This window comes from Desulfovibrio sp., assembly GCF_041907885.1.
In the GTDB taxonomy this organism is placed as follows: domain Bacteria; phylum Desulfobacterota; class Desulfovibrionia; order Desulfovibrionales; family Desulfovibrionaceae; genus Desulfovibrio.
Genome location: NZ_JAYRGM010000032.1, coordinates 1 through 14,863 on the forward strand (window position 1 = coordinate 1; position 14,863 = coordinate 14,863).

Here is a 14,863-nt window from a genome sequence, read left to right on the forward strand (position 1 = left end):
TCCAGTATTTGGCGACGGAAAAGTGGTGGTGGAGGGGGGTGGATTTGAACCACCGAAGTCTTACGACGACAGATTTACAGTCTGTTCCCTTTGGCCACTCGGGAACCCCTCCACTCTTGCCGCAAAGGTCGGTTTGTCCGATCTTCGTTCAGCTTCTCATGGAGCTGGCGATGGGACTCGAACCCGCAACCTGCTGATTACAAATCAGCTGCTCTGCCAGTTGAGCTACGCCAGCGGCAACACAGCTTATTAGCGACTTTCATTTCACTTGGCAAGTAAAATTTTCGCTTTGGCTCAATTTTTTTCAAATTCTAGTGAGCCGTGCTGCTTTTTACCGTTTTTCGCGCTACCAGCGCGGAAACGATTTGGCCTTATAGCCCTTTACGAGCTAAAGTGCAACGGTCTAGATGGGCAATATCCCGTTTATTTTCAATTTTTTTGAAAATTCCTGTTTCCGCAAGCAGATCATGTACGGCTTTTGCTTGCGCAGCGCCGTGTTCAAGCAGTACGAGGCCGCCTTTTTGCAAGGCGCAGGCTGCCGCATTGATGGCGGCTGCCAGGTGCAGCAGCCCGTTGTTTTCAGAAAACAGGGCGCTGTGGGGTTCGTTGTGCAGCACCTCGTCCATAACCATGTGGCGCTCTGCCTCGGCAATGTAGGGCGGGTTGCTCACAACAAGCTGTAATGATTCAGGCTTGATCGGTGGGTTGCGCATGTCGGCTTGCAAAACTGTGGCGCGGTCCTGCACGCCGATGTTTTGGGCATTTGTGGCGGCAACCCTTGTGGCGTGGGGGCAAATATCGAGCAGCAGCCCCTGCCAGTTAGCGTTTTCTGCCAGCAGGGTCAGGCCAATGCAGCCAGTACCCGTGCCCAGGTCGGCAAAGTGCAGCTGTGTTTTGGGCAGCAGTTCAAGGGCGCAATCCACAAGCAGTTCTGTTTCTGGTCTAGGAACAAGCGTGTTGCGGGTAACCGCAAAATCGCGGCCATAAAATTCCTTGCGGCCAATGATTTGTGCCAGAGGCTGGCCCGTTGCCCTTTGGGCAACAAGCGCCTGCAAGCTGGCAAGCACATCGCCCTCTACCTCGCGCCCGGCCTCTAAAATGCAAAAAAGGCGGGCAGAACCTGATGCCTCGCCCCCCAGAGCCTCGCGTGCCAGCACTTCTGCGCAAAGGCGGGGGCTGTCCACCCCCGCCTTGGTCAGTTGCGCTGTTGCTTCATCAAGATATTGTTTGAGACGCACGGCTCTCAGGCTCCGGCTTCGGCAGGCCTTTTACCGCCTTTGCTGCCAGCAGATTTGGCCTTGGCTGCCACGCCGGCGGGTTCTTCCTGTTTGCCCTTGCCGCCAGTTTTGCCAGCGGTGGAGCTGCCGCGTCCGCCCTTTGTTTCAAAAACCAGGGGCAGCAGTTCATCATAATGGTGAACCGGGTGTACAGTGATGCGCTTGAGCAGCTCCTTGGGCACGTCTTCAAGGTCTTTGACATTCTGGTGCGGGATGGCCACATGCTTGAGGCCGCGCGCCACGCCAGCAAGAATCTTTTCCTTGATGCCGCCCACGGGCAGCACGCGCCCCTGCAAGGTTATTTCGCCGGTCATGCACAGGTCGGCGCGAACGCGACGCCCGCTGAGCGCGGAAATGAGCGCCGTTGTCAGTGTAACGCCCGCCGAGGGGCCGTCCTTTGGTGTTGCGCCCGCAGGCACATGCACGTGCAGATCGTATTTTGTCACAAATTCGGGGTCCACGCCCAGCTCATCCGCACGGCTGCGGATGTAACTCAGGGCTGCCTGGGCGCTTTCCTTCATGACATCGCCAAGCTGGCCGGTAAGGGTAAGGCCGCCCTTGCCCTTCATTACCGTAGCCTCGACCGTGAGCACTTCGCCGCCAGCGGGTGTCCAGGCCAGCCCCAGAGCCATGCCGGGCATGAGCTTCTTTTCCTTTTCATCTTCAATAAAGCGCGGGGCCCCCAGCAGTTTTTCCACATCGGCCACGTCCACCGCAAAGGGGGGCTTTTTGCCCTCGGCCTTGCGGCGGGCCAGCTTGCGGCAAATGGACGAGAGCTCGCGTTCAAGATTACGCAGGCCAGCCTCGCGCGTGTATTCCTTGATAACCTTTTCCAGTGCGGCCTCGGTCAGTTCCACGTCCTTGGGTGCAAGGCCGTTGTCTTCGATCTTTTTGGGCAGCAGATGGATGCGCGCGATCTGGGCCTTTTCCTGCATGGTGTAGCCAGGCAGCGAAATGACTTCCATGCGGTCGCGCAGGGCCGCAGGAATGGTCTCCAGATGGTTGGCCGTACACAGAAACATTACCTTTGAAAGATCAAAGGGCACGTTCAGGTAGTGGTCGCTGAAGGTGTTGTTCTGTTCCGGATCAAGCACTTCCAGCAGGGCAGAGGATGGGTCGCCCCTGAAGTCTGCACCCAGCTTGTCAACTTCGTCCAGTACAATCACCGGGTTACGCGTGCCAGCCTGCTTGAGCGCCTGAATGATGCGACCAGGCATGGCCCCGATATAGGTGCGCCTGTGGCCGCGAATTTCTGCCTCGTCGTGCATGCCGCCCAGCGAAAGCCGCTGAAATTTGCGGCCCAGCGCCCGCGCAATGGAGCGCCCCAGCGAGGTTTTGCCCACTCCAGGAGGGCCCGCAAAGCAGAGGATCGGCCCCTTGGACTGCGGGTTGAGCTTGCGCACGCTCAGGAACTCAAGAATGCGATCCTTGATCTTGTCCAGTCCGCAGTGGTCTTCGTCCAGAATTTCCTTGGCGTTGACGATGTCGAGCCGGTCGCGCGAAATCTTTTTCCACGGCAGTTCCACCAGCCAGTCAAGGTAGGTGCGCACCACGTTGGCCTCGGATGAATCGGCGTGCATGCTCGAAAGGCGGCGCAGCTGCTTGTCGGCTTCCTTGCGCACGTCCTTGGGCAGACCGGCCTTGTCCAGGGCCAGCTTGAGATTTTCCAGCTCCTGCTCGCCGTCTTCGTCCTTGTCGCCCAGCTCGCTGCGGATGGCCTTGAGCTGTTCACGCAGAAAATAATCCTTCTGCGCCTTGTCCATGCCCTCGCGTGCCGAGCTTTGGATGCGCGCCTGTACTGTGGCCACCTCCACCTCGCGCTGCAACTGGGTGTTGACCAGCATGAGGCGGTCGATGGGATTTTCTGCCTCCAGAATACGCTGCGCGTCGGCAGTTTTCATACGCATGTTGGCGGCGATAAGGTCGGCCAGCCGACCGGGATCGTCCACGCCCTGCAAAACAGAGAGCACATCGGGCGACGAAAGGCCGCGCAGGGTCAGCACCTTCTCGCTCTGCTCGCGCACAGAGCGCAGCAGGGCTTCCACTGTGGCATCCACCACGGGAATCTGTTCGGGCAGGGTTTCGATGCGTGCTTCAAGAAATGGCTCCACCTGGCGGTAACCCGCAACGCGTGCGCGGCTTACGCCCTGCACAAGAATTTTTACCCGCGAATCGGGCATCTTGAGCATGCGCATAACCTGTACCACCGTGCCCACTTCGTAGAGGTCTTCCGGCTTGGGGTCTTCGGTGGATTCTTCTTTTTGCGCGCACACCAGCAGATGCCGCCCGTTTTTGAGGGCTGCGTCCACCGCCTGAACGGATTTGTCGCGCCCGATAAAAAGCGGAAGAATCATGTAGTTGAAGATCACCACATCGCGCACGGGCAATACGGGCAGGGTATCGGGAATGCTCTGTGCAGCCGTGTTCAGGCCGCCCTCGTGCTCCAGCCCTTCGGCCGCGCTCAGCTCGGTGTTGCCCTGCTCCGTATCAATGGCGGGCTCTGCCTCAGCGGGTTCACCCTGGTGCAGCAAAATATCTTTTTCATTGATGTCAGCCATATATAATCTCCCCGACTGCTTTCGAGTCAAATGCGTTGCGATTGCGTTATGCTGTAGCAGTCTCCATCCGTAACGATGACATGATCCAGAAAGCGCAGCCCCATGCGGGGCGCCAGTCTTTGAAGTTCTTCCGTGAGCAGGCGGTCTTCCTGCGACGGCGCGGGATTGCCGCCGGGATGGTTGTGTACCAGTATGATGCCGCTGGCCTTTCGCAGCAGGGCCGCTTCAAGTACGTCCCTCGGATAGATTGCAACTTCTGCAATGCCGCCCCTACGCAAGCGTTCCCAGGCCATCAGGCGGTTGCGCCTGTCCACCAGTGCCAGCCAGCATTCCTCATGCGGGCTTGTGCCTAACCGCGCCTGAGCCATGCGGGCCACGGCCTCCGGGGTTGCCAAAACTTCTCTCTGGCGCACCTCTGCCGCTGCATAGCGCGCCCGTGTCTCGCCCAGCACCCGCCACAAGGCCACCAGGCCCGGTCCAAAACCGGGAATCTCAAGCAGTTCTTCCGGTCTTGCGTCCAGCGCGCCCCGAATGTTCCCGAACCTTTGTATCAGTTCCTTGGCCAGCGGCTTGGTGTCCTTTCGGGTCAGGCCATAACCAAGCAGCAGTTCCAGTACTTCATAGTCTGCCACTGCCGTGGGTTCAATTTCAAGTCTTTGCCGCAGCCGCTCACGGTGCCCCTGGCTGGTGGGCGGGGTGGAAGTTGGCTTTGCTGTCATAAGTTAAGCAGTCTTGAAGGTTGCGCAAGGGGCAGGGCCGACGAAAGGCGGGCCGTACCCGTAAACCGTCTGCGGTGCATGATCCGTGCAAAAATGGGCTTTGACAGTTGTGGTGCAGTTGGCGTCAACGCAAAATATTTACGAAATGAACATTGGCAAGCCCCCACCAGAGAATCGGGGGTGGCTGGCCCTGTCTTGGTCTGTCAGCTTGTGGCGCGCGTGCGCCCCGTGGAAAAAAGATCAGTCATGCGCGCCGCAAGGTAGTCCAGACTTTGCGCTGGCGAGCGGCGTCCGCTTTTTACCTGCAATTCCGCATCCATAACGGTAGATATGCATTCGGCCAGCACTGCCGGGCCAAGGCGGGTAGCCAGCTGTTTTTTGAAAGCCGCTTCGTTGGGGTGTACCCGCACCTTTTCGCCCGCCCACAACTGCCAGAGCAGCCGCAATTCGCGGGCCAGCAGGGCAAGCAGAGAAAAAAGCAGGCTGTCACCGTCCTGGCTGCGCGAAAGTTCCTTCCACACGGCGGTGAGGTTGCCCGCCTCCATGTGGCGGATGCAATCAAAAACATTGCATTCCGGATTCCATGAAGCCGTGGCGGTCATGGCCAGGGTGATGTTGCCCGATTCCGGAGTCTGAGAGCCGCCAGCAACATCCAGCGCTGCGTTGCGCAACAGTTGCAGTTTGTGCAGCTCGTTTTCAATGGCCTGCGCATCGGGCGGCACAGAGGCGCAGAACTGTTCCAGGGCATCCTGCTCAAAGCGCAGGCCCAGTTCGTTGGAGCGTTGCAAAACATGTTTTTTTACGGCTCTTTCGTTCAGGCCGTCCTGCCGCCATATCCAGCCCTGCTGGTCGGCAAAGGCCATGCAGCGCAGCTTGGCAATATGGGCCGGAATTTTGGGCTGGCCCTTGTCCCACGCCACTTCCATGCAGAAAAAAGGCCAGCACTGTTCCGAAGGCCGCGCCAGCGCGTGCGAAACCTTTTTCCATACGGCTGCGGGCCACAGGTTTGCCTGCCGCACCACCAGCACGCGCGGCGCGCCAAACAGGCCCTGCAAGGTGAGCTGCTCCCAGAATCGCGGCGAGGGTTCCTCGTCGCCCCAGTAAACATGGCGCTCCCACTGGCCCGATGCGGGCGGAAACGAAGAAAGAAGCTGCTCCATGCGCGCGCGCAGCAACTGCCCGTCTGGGCATACAAGAAAGGTAAAACCGGGATGTGCCGCGCTCATGTGATTCCGTGGTGCTGAAAATTGTTAAAAAACTGCTCTGCACGGTAGCTGCTGTGAGCCGGATACTGACCCGTACCGGGCAGATGGCAGCCAGATGCGTGCCGCCGCCGTTGATTGCGTGCCTTATGGCAGTCAACACAGCCAACCGATGTCATTATAAGTATAAATGGGATAGCGGGGAAGGGGTAACAGAAAGAAGGGGCGTTTTTTCGCAAATGAAAAAACGCCCCTTCGTCATTATAAAGACTGCTGTGGCAGTGTTATTTGGCGGCGGGTCTAGTTGGCAACAATATTCACCAGCTTGCCGGGAACCACAACCACCTTGCGCACCGTAAGGCCATCAATGTGGCGCTGTACAGAGGAATCGGCAAGGGCGGCCTGTTCCATAACGGCCTTGTCGGCTGCGGCGGGAATCTGCACCGTGCCGCGCAGCTTGCCGTTGACCTGAAGGGCCACGGTAAGCATGTCCTGAACAGTGGCGGATTCGTCCCAGGCTGGCAGCAGCTCGCCGGAAAGGGCCGAGCCGTGGCCCAGGCGCTGCCACAGTTCTTCGCAAACGTGGGGCGTGATGGGCGAGAGCAGGGTGAGCACCGAAGCCATGGCCGATGAGAACACGCGGCGGTCGCCCTCGCTGGTGCCAAGCTTTTCGCGCGAGAGGTACATGGCGTTGACCAGTTCCATCACAGCGGCGATGGCCGTATTGAACTGGAAGCGGTCGCCCATGTCTTCGCCGCACTTTTTGACAGTGAGGTGTTCACGGCGGCGCAGATCACGGGCTTCTTCTGTCTGGGCATCGTCAGCCGTGGCCTGGCAGGCCTTGAGGGGCAGCAGGCGGTCTTTTTCGTCATCAAAAAGACGCCACACGCGGCCAATAAAGCGCGAAGCACCTTCAATACCCGAATCAGACCAGTCAAAGTCGCGCTCTGCGGGCGCGGCAAACAGGCAGAACAGGCGCACGGTATCCGCGCCGTACTTGTCGATCATTTCCGAAGGCGCAACCACGTTGCCCTTGGATTTGGACATCTTGCTGCCGTCTTTGAGCACCATGCCCTGGGTGAGCAGATTGGCAAATGGTTCGTCGAGCCCGGCGGGGAAAAAGCCCATGTCGCGCAGCACCTTGGTGAAAAAGCGCGAATACAGAAGGTGCAGTATGGCATGCTCCACGCCGCCGATGTACTGGTCAACGGGCAGCCAGTACTTGAGGGCATCGGCATCAAAGGGGGCCTCGGTATTGCGGGCGCTGGTGTAGCGGGCGAAATACCACGAGGATTCCACAAAGGTGTCCATGGTATCCATTTCGCGCTGGGCCTGGCCACCGCATTTGGGGCAGACGCAGCTGGCAAATTCGGGCGTTTCCGGCAGGGGAGAGCGTCCGTCCTCGCGAATTTTCACGTCCATGGGCAGCAGCACGGGCAGATTTTCTTCCTTTTCAGGCACGACGCCGCACTTGTCACAATAAATGATGGGAATGGGCGCACCCCAGTAACGCTGGCGCGAGATATTCCAGTCGCGCAGGCGGAACTGCGTGGTGGCCTTGCCCTTGCCCTCTTTTTCGAGAGCCTGGGCAACTGCGGCCTTACCTTCGTCGTTGGGCGTGCCGTCAAAGGAACCAGACTGCACCATGAAGCCCTCGGCGGTGAAGGCCTCGGTCATGGTGTCGGGGTTGATCTGCTCGTCCTTGGGGCTGATGACCACGCGCACGGGAAGATTGTATTTGCGGGCAAATTCAAAGTCGCGCTGGTCGTGCGCAGGCACGCCCATGACCGCGCCCGTGCCGTAATCGGCCAGCACAAAGTTGCCCAGCCACAGCGGCACGCGCTGCCCGGTAAAGGGATGCAGGGCGTATGCGCCGGTAAAGATGCCTTCTTTTTCCAGCGAATCAGACTGGCGGTCGATGCGGTCCATATTGCGGATACGTTCTACAAGGGCACGCACTTCATCAGCTTTTTCATAACCCTCGATGAGCTTTTCCACCATGGGATGCTCAGGCGCGAGGGTCATGAAGGTGACGCCAAAGAGGGTGTCGGGGCGCGTGGTGAACACGTCGATGCCCTTGACGCCCTCGGCCAGCAGGGCGGCGTTTTCTATACCAAAGGTAATGGCCGCGCCCGTGGATTTGCCAATCCAGTTGCGCTGCATGGCAATAACGCGGTCGGGCCAGCCGCCTTCAAGCGTTTGCAGATCTTGCAGCAGTTCGTCGCCGTAGGCCGTGATCTTGAGAAACCACTGGGTCAGGTCCTTCTGCACCACGCGGCTGTCGCAACGCCAGCACAGGCCGTCGATAACCTGTTCGTTGGCGAGTACCGTGTGGCACGAGGGGCACCAGTTTTGCGCGGCCTTTTTGCGGTACACAAGGCCTTTTTCCAGCAGGCGCAAAAAGAACATCTGCTCCCAGCGGTAATATTCGGGGCGGCAGGTGGCGATTTCGCGATCCCAGTCATAGGAATAGCCCAGGCGCTTGAGCTGGGCGCGCATGTTGCCAATGTTGGCATATGTCCACTTGGCGGGGTGGGTGTTGTTTTTGATGGCCGCATTTTCGGCGGGCAGACCAAAGGCATCCCAGCCCATGGGGTGCAACACGTTAAAGCCCAGCATGCGCTTGCTGCGCGCCACCACATCGCCTATGGCATAGTTGCGCACATGGCCCATGTGGATGTTGCCCGAAGGATAGGGAAACATCTCTAGCACATAGTACTTGGGCTTGTCGCTTTTGTCGGTACAGGCGAATGCGTTTTCGGCCTGCCAGCGGGCCTGCCATTTTTCTTCGATTGCTTGCGGATTATAGCGTTCGTGCGTCATGGGGCTTTACCGGTTTACTCGGATATGGTGGAAGAATCGGCGGCGGGGCGTTTGATCCCGCCGGTTTCCAGAGCCTTGGCCACGGCATCGAGAATGCCGTTGATAAAGCTTTTGGCATTGCCTTCGCCAAACTGACGGCTGAGTTCCAGCGCCTCGTTGATGGCAACCTTGGCGGGCACATCATTGCGGAACATGATTTCGTACACAGCCAGGCGCAGCAGGGTCAGCTCTACGCGGCCCATGCGGTCAACGCGCCAGTTGCGCGAAAAGCTGGTGATCGAGGCATCAAGCTCGTCGCTTTTGCTCCACACACCCTCCACCAGTTCCCAGGCAAAGCCAGAGGGATAGGCGGGCGGTTCCTGATCCTGCCAGCGGGCAAGATAATCGGGAGAAATGCGAAAAAAACGCCGCAGATCGTCAATATCGTTCGCAGGCGTAAAGGAAAGGCCGTACAGAACCTGAAAGGCCAGTTCGCGTTCGCCCCTGCGGGTGGCTGATTTGGCTTTTGCCATGGATTACAACTGCTCCATAACACGGATGGTTTCCAGCATGGCAGCGGCAGCTTCCACGCCCTTGTTGCCACCCTTGGAACCGGCACGTTCAATGGCCTGTTCAATGGTGTCGCAGGTCAGCAGACCAAAGCCGATGGGAATGCCAGCGTGCATCATGGCCTGGGCAATGCCCTTGCTGGCCTCGGCGCACACATAGTCAAAGTGGGGCGTACCGCCGCGAATAACAGCGCCAAGGGCCAGCACGCCATCGTACTTGCCGGAATTGACAAGCTTCTGGCAGACCAGCGGCATTTCAAAAGCGCCGGGAATACGCACCAGGGTAATGTTGGAGGTATCAAGGCCGTGGCGCTCCAGATAATCCTGCGCGCCGCCCACAAGGCGGTCGACAATAAAATCATTGAAGCGGGTGGCGACGATGGCAATTTTCAGCCCTTTGGCGTCCAACTGTCCGGCGATGGTGGTAACAGTGCTCATGGGTACTCCTTGGCGCGGCGGCAACTGCCCGCGCGCAAACGCGTTTTATAATAATTTTTTGGTAATGGGAAATTTTTGTCAGATGAAACCGTTGCGCAGCAGCATCTCGCGGCTCAGGCCACCGGCCTTGGCAGCATCCATGCCTTTTTCTGCCGCGCCGCCGCCGGGAGCCCAGGCCCCCAAAAGACTGCGCACATATTTGCCGATGAGGTCTGTTTCCATGTTTACCAGTGTTCCAGGCCGCCAGTTGCGCATGGTGGTGCGCTTTTGCGTGTCGGGAATGATGTTGACCTCAAGAAAATCTGGCCCGCACGTATTGATTGTCAGGCTGATGCCATCCAGCGCTACCGAACCCTTGGCAATGACCTCGGCTCCGTATTCCTTGGGAAAAGCAAGGCGGCAGCACAGCGACTGGCCCGCCCCCGTAACACTGCGCACCGTGGCAAGGCAATCCACATGCCCGCTCACCAAATGCCCGCCAAGCCTGTCGCCCATGGCCAGAGCCCTTTCCATGTTGACCATGTCGCCGCCCTTGAGCTTGCCGAGGGTGGTGCGCGAAAGGGTTTCTGCCGAGGCATAGGCCGTGAATACGCCCTCGCCGTGGGTTTCTACCGAAAGGCAGGCCCCGTTAACGGCAATGGATTCGCCGTCCACAATGGAGGGCAGGCTGAACAGGGGCCGCAGGGTAAACCTGCGCTCCGTGCCGCTGTCGCGCAGGGCAAGAATCTCGCCCTGACCCTGGATAATGCCGGTAAACATGACGCCGCCTATGCCTTGACGGCTTCCAGAGGCCGCAGATGAATATGTATGTCATTGCCGCACACGTGCGTATTGCTCACGCGCATGCGCAGGGCTTCATCAAGGCTGAGGGGCGCACGGCCCGAAAAAAGCGGCAGGGCGTCTTCGTCACCCAGAATCATGGGGGCGAGATGCAGGCGAAAATCGTCCACAAGCCCGGCTTCAAGCAGGCTCAGTGCCAGATGGCCGCCGCCTTCGCAAAGCAGATAGGGGCAGTGCAGCTCTTCCCACATTGTGCGCAGCAAACCGGGAAAATCCGGCCCGCCGTGCATGCCGGGGCCAAGGGCCAGAACCCGCACGCCAATATCCCGCAGGGCCTTGGCCGTGGTAGAGGCTGCCGCAGCCGGAGAAACCATGAAAACCGTCTGCTCTGGGCGGTCTTTGAGCAGATGAAAATCCGCATCTGGCTGGGGCAGGCGCGAGGTAAGCACGCAGGCCAGGGGCTGCTGGCCTGCATTTTCACCCCGTACGGTAAGCTGGGGGTTGTCAGATCTGAACGTGCCGCCGCCCACAAGAATGGCTCCACCGCACATGCCTATGCCCGCGCGCAGTTCCTGAACCTCGTTGCGCGATTCTTCGCAGCTGATCCACTTGGACTGTCCCTTGCGTGTGGCAATGCGCCCATCGAGGGTTGCGGCCATTTTAAGCATCACATAGGGGCGTTTGTGCTGCTGCCACACCAGAAAATCGGCCATAAGGTCGCGGCATTCGGTGGCGCATACGCCCTCAATAACCTCAATGCCGCTGGCGCGCAGCTGGCACGCACCGCCGCAGGCTTCGGGATTGGGGTCGGCAAGGCCAACCACCACCCGCTTGATGCCAGCGGCCCGCACCGCATCGGTGCAGGGGGGCGTTTTGCCCTGATGGCAGCAGGGCTCAAGCGTGACAACCATCGTGCAGTCAGCCGGGTCTATGCCATGGGCCGCAGCGTCCTTGATGCAGTCCACTTCCGCGTGGTCCTGCCCTGCGGCATGATGCCAGCCACGTGCCACGATCTGCTCGTCACGCACCAGCACCGCCCCCACCGTGGGGTTGGGGCAGGCATGCCACCGTCCCTTTTCTGCAAGGGCGATGGCTTCACGCATAAAGGGAACATAATCCAGTTCAGACATGGCTGCCTACTCCGGCTTGGGCACTGATGACAGGCGGTGTAAAATCCAGTTTTTCCACAATTATCCCAGCTTCCTTGAGCATTTGCTCAGCAAGGTCGTCCGGGTAATATTCTGCATAAAAAATATGTCGGATGCCGCAGTTTATAAGCATCTTGCTGCAAAGCACACACGGGTGTGTGGTGCAGTAAATTTCAGCACCGCTAATGTTGATGCCGTGAACCGCAGCCTGAATGATAACATTTTGCTCTGCGTGCAGACCTCGGCATATCTCGTGCCTCTGGCCCGAAGGAATGCCCAGCTGCTCGCGAAGACAGCCCACCTCAAGGCAGTGGGGAACCCCCGCCGGAGCACCATTGTAGCCCGTGGCAAGAATTCGTTTGTCCTTTACCGCCACAGCACCCACCTTGCGTCGTGTGCACGTGGAGCGCCCACTCACAAGGTACGTGATGTTCATGAAATATTCCGGCCACGGCATTCGCTGCATATAGCACCCACCAAATGATTCACTGCACTATACAGACGGCTTGGACAATTGCCAAGTTGCCGTGTTGGGCCATTTTGCCGTGATGCAGCGTCAGGCTGCGTTTGCGGCTCTGGTCGTGTACCAAAAGAGTACACGCTCTTCGCCGCGCTCTTGCCTTTCTTGCCTGACGGCAAAATTTCCCAACACGGGGCCTGGGCCATTTTGCCGTGATGCTGCGTCAGGCGGCGTTTGCGGCTCTGGACGTGTACCGCATTTTAACCGTACCGCCCGCGCAAGGCAAAGCCCCTGTTTTTCTCAAAACCGGGGCTTTGTCAAAGATGAGCAGCCCTTCCCATGCCGTTTCCCTGAAATGTTTTATCAGGGGCAGGGCAAGGGAAAGGCTGCCCGAATGTCTGCCCTTTAGCAGGCGAATAGCGGGAACTGACGGGCAAATTCCTCAACATTCTTGCTGATTTTATCCAGAGCAGCAGCATCGCTGCGCTTTTCGATGGCTTCAACAATAAATGCGCCTACGGTGCGCATGTCGTCTTCCTTCATACCGCGCGTGGTGAGGGCAGCCGTGCCCAGACGCACACCCGAGGTAACAAAGGGCGAACGGGTTTCAAAGGGAACCGTGTTCTTGTTGACGGTGATGCCCGCCTGATCAAGCGCGTGTTCCGCATCCTTGCCCGTAATGTCCTTGTTGGTCAGGTCAACCAGCATCAGGTGGTTGTCCGTACCGCCGGAAACCAGGTCGTACCCGGCGTCCATAAGATACTTGGCCAGCACTGCGGCATTGGTGATCACGCGCTGCTGGTAGCTCTTGAAGGCCGGGCGCAGGGCTTCACCAAAGGCAACTGCCTTGGCCGCGATAACGTGCATGAGCGGGCCGCCCTGAATGCCGGGGAAAATCTGGCTGTTCAGGGTTTTGCCCATGTCTTCAGTAGACAGAATCATGCCGCCACGGGGGCCACGCAGGGTTTTGTGCGTGGTTGTGGTGGTGATGTGGGCGTAAGAAAGGGGGCTCTGGTGCAGGCCAGCAGCCACAAGACCGGCGATATGGGCCATATCGACCACCAGCTTGGCTCCCACTTCATCGGCGATTTCGCGGAAGCGGGCAAAGTCGATGGCGCGGGGATAGGCGCTGGCACCGGCCACAATGGCGTTGGGCTTGTGTTCGCGGGCGAGGGCGGCCACTTCGTCATAGTCGATGCGGCCCGTTTCGCGCTGCACGCCGTAAGAAACGATGTTGAACAGGCGGCCAGAGAAGTTCACCGGGCTGCCATGGGTAAGATGCCCGCCGTGCGAAAGATTCATGCCCAGAATGGTGTCGCCGGGCTTCATGAAGGCAAGGTAGGCGGCCATATTGGCCTGTGAGCCCGAGTGCGGCTGCACGTTGGCGTATTCGCAGTTAAAAAGCTGCTTGGCGCGGTCCTGGGCCAGGGTTTCGGCCAGATCCACATATTCGCAGCCGCCGTAATAGCGCTTGCCAGGATAGCCTTCGGCATACTTGTGGGTAAGCACGCTGCCCTGGGCTTCGCGTACCGCGCGGGAAACAAAGTTTTCAGAAGCGATGAGCTCAAGTTTGCTCATCTGGCGGTCGGATTCAAGGGCGATGGCTCGCGCCAGTTCCGGGTCTTGCAGCAGGATTTCGTCCATGACGTCGCATCCTTTTGAAATGTTCTGCCCGCCACAACGGCGGGCAGAGGATTATCAAACAGGGGGGCAGAAACCGATAGATACTGTGCCGGTTACTGCTGCCACTTCTTGAAGATCACGCTTGCGTTGGTTCCGCCGAAGCCAAATGAATTGCACATGGCGTATTCGCAGGCAATGTGTTTGGAACCGTCGGCCATGTAGTCGAGGTCGCACGCGGGATCAGGATTCTCAAGGTTGATGGTACCGGGCAGCATTTCGTCGTGCAGGGCAAGGGCAGTGAACACGGATTCAATGCCGCCCGCAGCGCCGAGCAGATGGCCGGTCATGGACTTGGTGGCCGAAATCTTGACCTTGCCGGCGTGCGCGCCGAACACGGTTTTGATGGCCTTGGTTTCAGTGCTGTCGTTGAGGCTGGTGGACGTGGCGTGGGCATTGATGTGCCCAATGGCCGAAGCGTCGATGCCCGCCTCGCGCAGGGCGTTTTGCATGGCGCGGGCCATGCCTGCGCCGTCGTCGCAGGGGGCAGTCATGTGGTAGGCGTCGCCAGAAGCTCCGTAGCCCACCATTTCTGCGTAAATTTTGGCACCACGCGCCTGGGCGGATTCCAGCGTTTCAAGCAGCAGCAGGCCAGCACCTTCGCCAATGACAAAGCCATCGCGCTTGGCGTCAAAGGGACGCGAAGCCCTGGTGGGTTCGTCGTTGTACTGCGAAGAAAGCGCCTTGAGCGCGGTAAAGCCCGCCACACCCAGAGGCGTGACAGTAGCTTCGACACCGCCCGAAATAACGGCGGTGGCACGGCCCAGAATCATTTCGCTGTAGGCTGTGCCAAGGGCGTGGATAGCCGAGGCGCAAGCCGTGGTGGTGACAATGTTGGGACCCTTTGCACCGGTGAAAATGGAAATCTGGCCGGGACCCATGTTGGAAATGAGCATGGGGATCATGAAGGGCGAAATTTTGTGGGGGCCCGATTCCAGCAGCTTGCTGTGGTAGGTTTCGATGGTTTGCAGACCACCCAGACCAACACCGAGGATAACGCCGGTATCGTAGGCGTTTGCGTCGGTGATTTCATACTTGGCGTCTTCAAGCAGCATCTTGGCCGAAGCCACTGCGAACTGGGTAAAGCGGTCCATGCGCCGGGCCTGCTTCATGGGCATGAAGTCTTCGGGCACAAAGTTTTTTACTTCACCAGCAATGCGGGAATCGTAGGCGGAGGCGTCAAACAGCGTGATGGGCGCGATGCCCGACTCGCCTGCGAGCAGTTTTTTC

12 protein-coding genes and 2 tRNA genes are annotated in these 14,863 nt (G+C 58.9%); all 14 read right to left on the reverse strand.

Annotated features, from left to right (window positions below; translation table 11 throughout):
- Positions 1-26 precede the first annotated feature (26 nt).
- A tRNA-Tyr gene (locus ACE3NW_RS11575) sits at positions 27-112 on the reverse strand.
- Positions 113-159: 47 nt separating this feature from the next.
- A tRNA-Thr gene (locus ACE3NW_RS11580) sits at positions 160-235 on the reverse strand.
- A 136-nt stretch (positions 236-371) separates the two neighbouring features.
- Positions 372-1,238 carry a peptide chain release factor N(5)-glutamine methyltransferase gene (prmC, locus tag ACE3NW_RS11585; RefSeq protein WP_374283555.1) on the reverse strand — a complete coding sequence of 289 codons (867 nt, stop codon included), beginning with the start codon at positions 1,236-1,238 and terminating at the stop codon, positions 372-374.
- Positions 1,239-1,243: 5 nt separating this feature from the next.
- Entirely contained in the window at positions 1,244-3,835 is a 2,592-nt protein-coding gene (gene lon, locus ACE3NW_RS11590; RefSeq protein WP_374283557.1) for an endopeptidase La, read from the reverse strand.
- A gap of 26 nt (positions 3,836-3,861) precedes the next feature.
- Entirely contained in the window at positions 3,862-4,554 is a 693-nt protein-coding gene (locus ACE3NW_RS11595; protein ID WP_374283559.1) for a RadC family protein, read from the reverse strand.
- 203 nt (positions 4,555-4,757) lie between these two features.
- A complete protein-coding gene (locus ACE3NW_RS11600) occupies positions 4,758-5,780 on the reverse strand; it encodes a DNA polymerase III subunit delta (protein WP_374283562.1) in 1,023 nt (340 codons plus the stop codon).
- Between the two features lie 276 nt (positions 5,781-6,056).
- On the reverse strand, positions 6,057-8,579 hold the full coding sequence (gene leuS / locus ACE3NW_RS11605) for a leucine--tRNA ligase (protein ID WP_374283564.1): 2,523 nt from the start codon (positions 8,577-8,579) through the stop codon (positions 6,057-6,059).
- A gap of 14 nt (positions 8,580-8,593) precedes the next feature.
- Positions 8,594-9,091, reverse strand: coding sequence for a transcription antitermination factor NusB (gene nusB / locus ACE3NW_RS11610; RefSeq protein WP_374283566.1), 498 nt, complete (start codon positions 9,089-9,091; stop codon positions 8,594-8,596).
- 3 nt (positions 9,092-9,094) lie between these two features.
- Positions 9,095-9,565 (reverse strand): 6,7-dimethyl-8-ribityllumazine synthase, encoded by a 471-nt coding sequence (gene ribE / locus ACE3NW_RS11615; RefSeq protein ID WP_374283568.1) that lies wholly within the window; start codon positions 9,563-9,565, stop codon positions 9,095-9,097.
- A 78-nt stretch (positions 9,566-9,643) separates the two neighbouring features.
- Complete coding sequence (locus ACE3NW_RS11620; RefSeq protein ID WP_374283570.1) at positions 9,644-10,324, reverse strand: riboflavin synthase; 681 nt, start codon at positions 10,322-10,324, stop codon at positions 9,644-9,646.
- 8 nt (positions 10,325-10,332) lie between these two features.
- The gene (gene ribD, locus ACE3NW_RS11625) at positions 10,333-11,475 is read right to left on the reverse strand and encodes a bifunctional diaminohydroxyphosphoribosylaminopyrimidine deaminase/5-amino-6-(5-phosphoribosylamino)uracil reductase RibD (protein WP_374283573.1); all 1,143 of its coding nucleotides are present in this window, start codon (positions 11,473-11,475) and stop codon (positions 10,333-10,335) included.
- The gene (locus tag ACE3NW_RS11630) at positions 11,468-11,959 is read right to left on the reverse strand and encodes a cytidine/deoxycytidylate deaminase family protein (RefSeq protein WP_374283575.1); all 492 of its coding nucleotides are present in this window, start codon (positions 11,957-11,959) and stop codon (positions 11,468-11,470) included. Before ACE3NW_RS11630 ends, ribD begins: the two co-directional genes overlap by 8 nt.
- 399 nt (positions 11,960-12,358) lie before the next feature.
- Positions 12,359-13,597 (reverse strand): serine hydroxymethyltransferase, encoded by a 1,239-nt coding sequence (glyA, locus tag ACE3NW_RS11635; protein WP_374283577.1) that lies wholly within the window; start codon positions 13,595-13,597, stop codon positions 12,359-12,361.
- A gap of 92 nt (positions 13,598-13,689) precedes the next feature.
- The coding region (fabF, locus tag ACE3NW_RS11640; RefSeq protein WP_374283579.1) for a beta-ketoacyl-ACP synthase II at positions 13,690-14,863 on the reverse strand (1,174 nt) is incomplete at its 5' end.

Bases quoted from the DNA above. Each gene is read 5' to 3' on its own strand.
- lon (WP_374283557.1), bottom strand. From the start codon at position 3,835: ATGGCTGACATCAATGAAAAAGATATTTTGCTGCACCAGGGTGAACCC.
- ACE3NW_RS11595 (WP_374283559.1), bottom strand. From the start codon at position 4,554: ATGACAGCAAAGCCAACTTCCACCCCGCCCACCAGCCAGGGGCACCGT.
- ACE3NW_RS11600 (WP_374283562.1), bottom strand. From the start codon at position 5,780: ATGAGCGCGGCACATCCCGGTTTTACCTTTCTTGTATGCCCAGACGGG.
- leuS (WP_374283564.1), bottom strand. From the start codon at position 8,579: ATGACGCACGAACGCTATAATCCGCAAGCAATCGAAGAAAAATGGCAG.
- nusB (WP_374283566.1), bottom strand. From the start codon at position 9,091: ATGGCAAAAGCCAAATCAGCCACCCGCAGGGGCGAACGCGAACTGGCC.
- ribE (WP_374283568.1), bottom strand. From the start codon at position 9,565: ATGAGCACTGTTACCACCATCGCCGGACAGTTGGACGCCAAAGGGCTG.
- ACE3NW_RS11620 (WP_374283570.1), bottom strand. From the start codon at position 10,324: ATGTTTACCGGCATTATCCAGGGTCAGGGCGAGATTCTTGCCCTGCGC.
- ribD (WP_374283573.1), bottom strand. From the start codon at position 11,475: ATGTCTGAACTGGATTATGTTCCCTTTATGCGTGAAGCCATCGCCCTT.
- ACE3NW_RS11630 (WP_374283575.1), bottom strand. From the start codon at position 11,959: ATGCAGCGAATGCCGTGGCCGGAATATTTCATGAACATCACGTACCTT.
- glyA (WP_374283577.1), bottom strand. From the start codon at position 13,597: ATGGACGAAATCCTGCTGCAAGACCCGGAACTGGCGCGAGCCATCGCC.